Consider the following 5,167-nt stretch of genomic DNA (forward strand, 5'->3'; position numbering starts at 1 on the left):
GACTTCCAGCGCGTGCAGTTCACCAGCGACCTGCTGCCGTCCGACATTATCGGGGTCAGCATGTACGAGCGCGAGACCGCACAGTTCCGCTTCCATCCCGGCCCGGTATTTGCCGGCCTGCTGCTGGCCGATGAAATCAATCGCGCCACGCCGAAAACGCAAAGCGCCTTGCTGGAAGCGATGGCCGAAAAACAAGTGACGGTGGACGGACAAACCCACCTCTTGCCCGATCCGTTCTTCGTGGTTGCCACGCAGAACCCGCTCGATTTGGCCGGCACCTTTCCCCTGCCCGACTCGCAACTGGACCGTTTCATGCTGCGGGTGTCCTTGGATTACCCCGACGCCAGCGCGGAACGCGAATTACTCACCGGCAGCGATCGGCGCGATCTGCTCACTCACCTGACTCCACAACTGGATGCCGCCAGCCTCAGCGCATTGAATCGGCAGACGAAGACAATTACCGCCAGCCCTGCCTTGCTCGATTACCTGCAAGCTTTGCTGGCGGCGAGCCGCCGGCACCCGGAAATTCGCGTGGGCCTTTCGCCACGCGCCGGTCTCTCGCTGCTGGCCTCGGCGCGCGCATGGGCCATGCTCAGCGACCGCGGCCACGTGCTGCCGGAAGATCTGCAGGCGCTGTTCGTACCGCTCGCCGCGCATCGCCTGGTCGCCGCACGCGGGGCCAACGGCGAGACCCTGGCCCGCACGCTGTTGAACGAAGTCGCTGTCGACTGAGCCAACATGTCCGTACTCGCGCAGTGGCAGCGCCTGCAGCAATGGGCCGAGCGCCGCCTGCCGGCGTTGACCCGGCATCGCCGCCAGGAAGACCTGCCGATCGAACTGCATCGCCGGCGCATTTATATCGTGCCGACCGGTTTCGGCGTGGCGTTCACCCTGCTGCTGTTGGTGATGATGGTCGGCAGCCTCAATTACTCCAACAACGCAGGCTTGCTGCTTACCTGCCTGCTCGGCGCGGCGACCTCGATCAGCATGCTGGTGGCCTTCCGCACCTTGAATGGCTTGCGCATACGCGGCGTGCGTGCCGGCCACGCCATCGCCGGCGAACCGATCAGCGTCACCTTCGATTTCGAAGCCCCGCATCCGCGCCAGGCGGTGCGGCTGGATCTGGGCGAAGTCAGCCAGGCCTTCGATATCGATGGCCGCGCCGACGTCAGCATCAGCATTCCGACCGAACATCGCGGATGGCTGTCGATACCGCGCCTACGGATCTGGACCACCTGGCCGATGGGTCTGTTTCGCGCATGGAGCTGGGTGAACCCGCACTACGCCGTGCTCGTATGGCCGCGGCCGGAGTTCGGAGGTCCCGGCCCTAGCTTGCCGCAGGAAGACCATCGCAGGCAGCGCTTGCATCGTGGCGAAGACCTCGCATCGCTGCGCGATTACCGCAGCGGCGATTCCATGCGTCACGTGGCATGGAAGGCGAGCGCGCGGCATGACAACCTGCTGGTGAAAGATTACGAACAACCCGAGGCCAGCCACGAATGGCGGCTGGATTGGCGCCAACTGCGCGGGCTGGACAACGAAGCACGCATCGCGCGACTCGCCCGCTGGCTGGGTGAAGCCCTGGCGCAAGGCCGGCAATGGAGCCTGTGGTTGCCCAGCGAAGCGATCGGCATCGGCGGCGGCCCATCGCATTACGCGCGCTGCATGAGCGCACTGGCCGTACTGCCATGACCCCTTGGTGGCGTACAAAACGCCCTGCGCATGAGCGGATCAGCGAGCGCACGTTCGATCTGCTGTGTCTGACCACCGCGTTTGTCTTGGGGGTACATGCCGGGCATCTGCCGATCGGGCTGACACTGGCCCTGTTGGTGGCGCTGGGTTTGCGCTGGTGGCAGCGCCGCTACCGGCCGGGACGGGTGCCCGGCTGGTTGAAGCTGCCGATGCTGGCGATCCTGGTCGGCGCGGTCGTGCTCGATTACGGCAACCTGTTCGGTCGCGAACCCGGCTCCGCGTTGGCCGCCGGCCTGTTGGTATTGAAGCTCACCGAAAGCGAGGCACCGCGCGATGCGCGCGTGGCTGCCGCCTTTGCCTGCTTTCTGCTGATGGCCGCCTTGCTGTTCGGCCAGGGCATGGTGGCCACCTTCGTGGTGGCGCTGGGCTTGCTGCCGGCACTGACCACCTGGCGTTCGCTCGAACCCGTGCAGGTTTCGCCCACGCTGCCGCGCCAGTTGCTACCGGCACTCGGGCTGCTGGGCGCCTCACTGCCGTTGGCGCTGACTGCCTTCGTGCTGGTGCCACGGCTGAGCACGCCGCTGTGGGGCACCAACGGCGCTTCGGCGGCGCATACCGGACTCAGCGATCACATGTCGCCCGGCGAGTTCAACGAACTGCTCACCGATGACACCGCCGCCCTGCGCGTGAGCTTCGACGGGCCACCGCCGCCCCAAGATAAACGCTATTTCCGTGCGTTCGTGATGTGGAACTACGATGGCCGGGACTGGCAGCGATCCGAGCAATCGGCAAGCACATCCATCCCGGTCGAAGCCGCCAAGACGATCGGCTACCACATAAGCCTTGAGCCCACGCACCAACATGTGCTGCCCACGCTGGATGTACCGCTGGCGGCGCCCTTGCAATCGCAAGCGCATGCGGACGGGGAAGTTTTTGCGGACAAGCCGGTTGACGAGATGCGGGAATATGCGCTGCGCTCGGCGCTGGACTACCGCTTCCAGCCGAACCTGGATATCGCCACGCGCATGCATGCCTTGCAGTTGCCGGATGGCTTCGATCCGCGCACCCATGCGCTTGCCGAGCAGTGGCGCAAGCGTTACGGCCACGACAACGCGGCCATCATCCGGGCTGCCTTGAACATGTTCCACAACGACGGCTTCAGCTATACCTTGTTGCCGGCGCCGCTGGGCCGCAATGCCGTCGACGATTTCCTGTTCAACACGCACGAAGGTTTTTGCGAACACTATGCCTCCGCCTTCACTGTGCTGATGCGCGCCGCCGGCATCCCGGCTCGCGTAGTCACCGGCTTCCAGGGTGGCTTCTGGAACAACATGGGCCAGTATCTTTTGGTGCGCAACGCCGATGCGCACGCCTGGAGCGAGGTATGGTTGGAAGGACGCGGCTGGGTCCGCGTGGACCCCACCGCCGCGGTACGTCCGCAGCGCATTTCGCTCGGTGCAGCAAGTGCTGCCGGCGATCAGCTGCCCTGGTATCAGTCGGGCTCGCTGGAATCGATCCGCAATCAATGGGACATCGTCAACCGATGGTGGAACCAAAGCGTTATCGGTTTCGACGCGTTGCGCCAGCGCGGCCTACTGACACCGTTCGGCATCGGTGAGGCAGACATCGGCTTGCTGACCAAGCTGCTGGTGATCTGCGTCGCGGTGTTCGGGACACTGGGCCTGGCGTGGGCGTTGTGGCGTCGACCGGAAGGCGATCCTGCGCTCACGGCGCTGCGCTCACTGGAACGCAAACTTGCGCATGCCGGGGTCGTACGCCGACGCAGCGAAGGGCCGCAACATTTCCTTCGCCGCGCCAGCCGTGCACTGCCCGGCCAGCGTACGGAACTGGACCATTTGATGAGGTGCTATATCGAACTGCGCTACGCCACTGTTGAACCTTCCACTGAATCCTTGCGCACCTTCAGACAGGCAGTACGGAATTTCCACCCTCGCCGCGTGGTCTGAATACGGCGCAACGATGTAGCATGCATCCGCCCAAGCATGGAGAAACACATCATGTCTCCCCTGTACCGAATCCTCAGTCTTGCAGCGCTTTCCACCTTGTTGGCCGCGTGCGCCACGGTGCCGCAGCCGTTGCAGGGCAACTTCGCTCCCATCACCACGGCGAGCGTCCAGCAAGGTACTACCGCCAACGGCACGCAAGTGCGCTGGGGTGGCAGCATCATCAGCACCGAGCCGGGCCAGAACGCCACCTGTTTCTATGTGCTGAGCCGTCCGCTCGACGACCAAGCCCGCCCTGTTGCCGGCGACAACAGCAACGCGCAGGGCCGTTTCATGGCCTGCCGCCCTGGCTTCTACGATCCTGAAGTATTCAGGCCCGGCCGCGAGATCACGGTGACCGGTACACTGCAGGGCACGGTCAGTCGCAAGGTAGGCGATTACGACTATGCCTACCCGCGCGTGGAAGCCAACGTGGTCTACCTATGGCCGAAACGCCCGCTGGTGGTCGGCTATCCGTACGGCCCGGGCTGGTATGACCCGTTCTGGGGTCCCTACTGGGGTCCGTATTGGGGTGGCCCCTACTGGGGCGGTTGGGGTTGGGGCGGCGGTTGGTACGCTCCGCGGGTGATCGTGGTTCGCCACCGCTGATCGGCGCCCTGCGCAAAGCACCCAAAAACGCCGGCACACGCCGGCGTTTTTTATTTGTCCCGATGGCGATACATCAACCGGGCGGCCAATGCATGCGGCGCCCTGCCAGCAAGTGCAAATGCAGATGAAATACCGTCTGTCCACCGTGCTCGTTGCAATTGATCACCACGCGATAGCCTTCCTTGTCGACGCCTTGTGCTTTGGCGAAATCGGCCGCGGCAAGCATCAGCTTGCCGAGCAATTCGGCATCCGCAGGCGTGGCGTCGTTCAAGGTGGCGAGTGCGCGCTTGGGCACGAACAGCACGTGTACCGGCGCCTGCGGATTGAGATCCTTGAAGGCCAGCACGTCGTCGTTTTCGTAGACGATGTCGGCCGGGATGTCGCGCCGGATGATCTTGCCGAAAATCGTGTCTGCCATGGCGTTTTCTCCGTATGTTTAGTCGACGGATTGGCGGCTGCCGAACGCATGCGCCAGCGTGCCGCGATCCACGTATTCCAGTTCACCACCCAGCGGCACGCCGTGCGCCAGGCGTGTGGGCCGGATGCCGGCGGCGCGTGCAAGCTGCGCCAGGTAGTGCGCGGTGGCCTCGCCTTCCACCGTGGGATTGGTGGCGAGAATCAGCTCTTCCACTTCGCCTTCCGCCAATCGCTCGCTCAACAGCCCCAGGCCCAGTTCTTCCGGACCCAGGCCATCGAGCGGTGACAGACGTCCCATCAGCACGAAATATTGGCCGCGATAACCGGTGGCCTGTTCGATCGCGGCCAGATCGGTGGGCGACTCCACCACACAAAGCACGTGCCGATCGCGGCTGTTGCTCGCGCAGATGGCGCACACCGGTGTTTCACTGAAATTACGGCAGCGC

The 5,167-nt window shown here is 64.3% G+C and carries 6 protein-coding genes; 4 read left to right on the forward strand and 2 right to left on the reverse strand.

What is annotated here, in order from left to right:
* The 4 genes from VMA74_RS14365 to VMA74_RS14380 all read left to right on the forward strand — a co-directional run.
* Positions 1-732: AAA family ATPase (locus VMA74_RS14365; protein WP_325368112.1), on the forward strand; the 732-nt coding region annotated here is incomplete at its 5' end.
* 6 nt (positions 733-738) lie between these two features.
* Positions 739-1,692: a DUF58 domain-containing protein gene (locus tag VMA74_RS14370; RefSeq protein WP_325368113.1), complete on the forward strand. Its 954-nt coding sequence runs from the start codon at positions 739-741 to the stop codon at positions 1,690-1,692.
* Positions 1,689-3,659, forward strand: coding sequence for a DUF3488 and transglutaminase-like domain-containing protein (locus tag VMA74_RS14375; protein ID WP_325368114.1), 1,971 nt, complete (start codon positions 1,689-1,691; stop codon positions 3,657-3,659). Before VMA74_RS14370 ends, VMA74_RS14375 begins: the two co-directional genes overlap by 4 nt.
* 51 nt (positions 3,660-3,710) lie before the next feature.
* Positions 3,711-4,304: a Slp family lipoprotein gene (locus VMA74_RS14380; protein WP_325368115.1), complete on the forward strand. Its 594-nt coding sequence runs from the start codon at positions 3,711-3,713 to the stop codon at positions 4,302-4,304.
* Between the two features lie 73 nt (positions 4,305-4,377).
* Here VMA74_RS14380 and VMA74_RS14385 read toward each other — a convergent pair whose 3' ends face one another.
* Together VMA74_RS14385 and recR are read right to left on the reverse strand one after the other, a co-directional pair.
* Positions 4,378-4,722 (reverse strand): histidine triad nucleotide-binding protein, encoded by a 345-nt coding sequence (locus VMA74_RS14385; RefSeq protein ID WP_325368117.1) that lies wholly within the window; start codon positions 4,720-4,722, stop codon positions 4,378-4,380.
* A gap of 18 nt (positions 4,723-4,740) precedes the next feature.
* Positions 4,741-5,167: recombination mediator RecR (gene recR / locus VMA74_RS14390; RefSeq protein ID WP_325368119.1), on the reverse strand; the 427-nt coding region annotated here is incomplete at its 5' end.

This window comes from Dyella sp. (assembly GCF_035508675.1).
Classification (GTDB): domain Bacteria; phylum Pseudomonadota; class Gammaproteobacteria; order Xanthomonadales; family Rhodanobacteraceae; genus Dyella_B.

Bases quoted from the DNA above. Each gene is read 5' to 3' on its own strand.
- VMA74_RS14370 (WP_325368113.1), top strand. From the start codon at position 739: ATGTCCGTACTCGCGCAGTGGCAGCGCCTGCAGCAATGGGCCGAGCGC.
- VMA74_RS14375 (WP_325368114.1), top strand. From the start codon at position 1,689: ATGACCCCTTGGTGGCGTACAAAACGCCCTGCGCATGAGCGGATCAGC.
- VMA74_RS14380 (WP_325368115.1), top strand. From the start codon at position 3,711: ATGTCTCCCCTGTACCGAATCCTCAGTCTTGCAGCGCTTTCCACCTTG.
- VMA74_RS14385 (WP_325368117.1), bottom strand. From the start codon at position 4,722: ATGGCAGACACGATTTTCGGCAAGATCATCCGGCGCGACATCCCGGCC.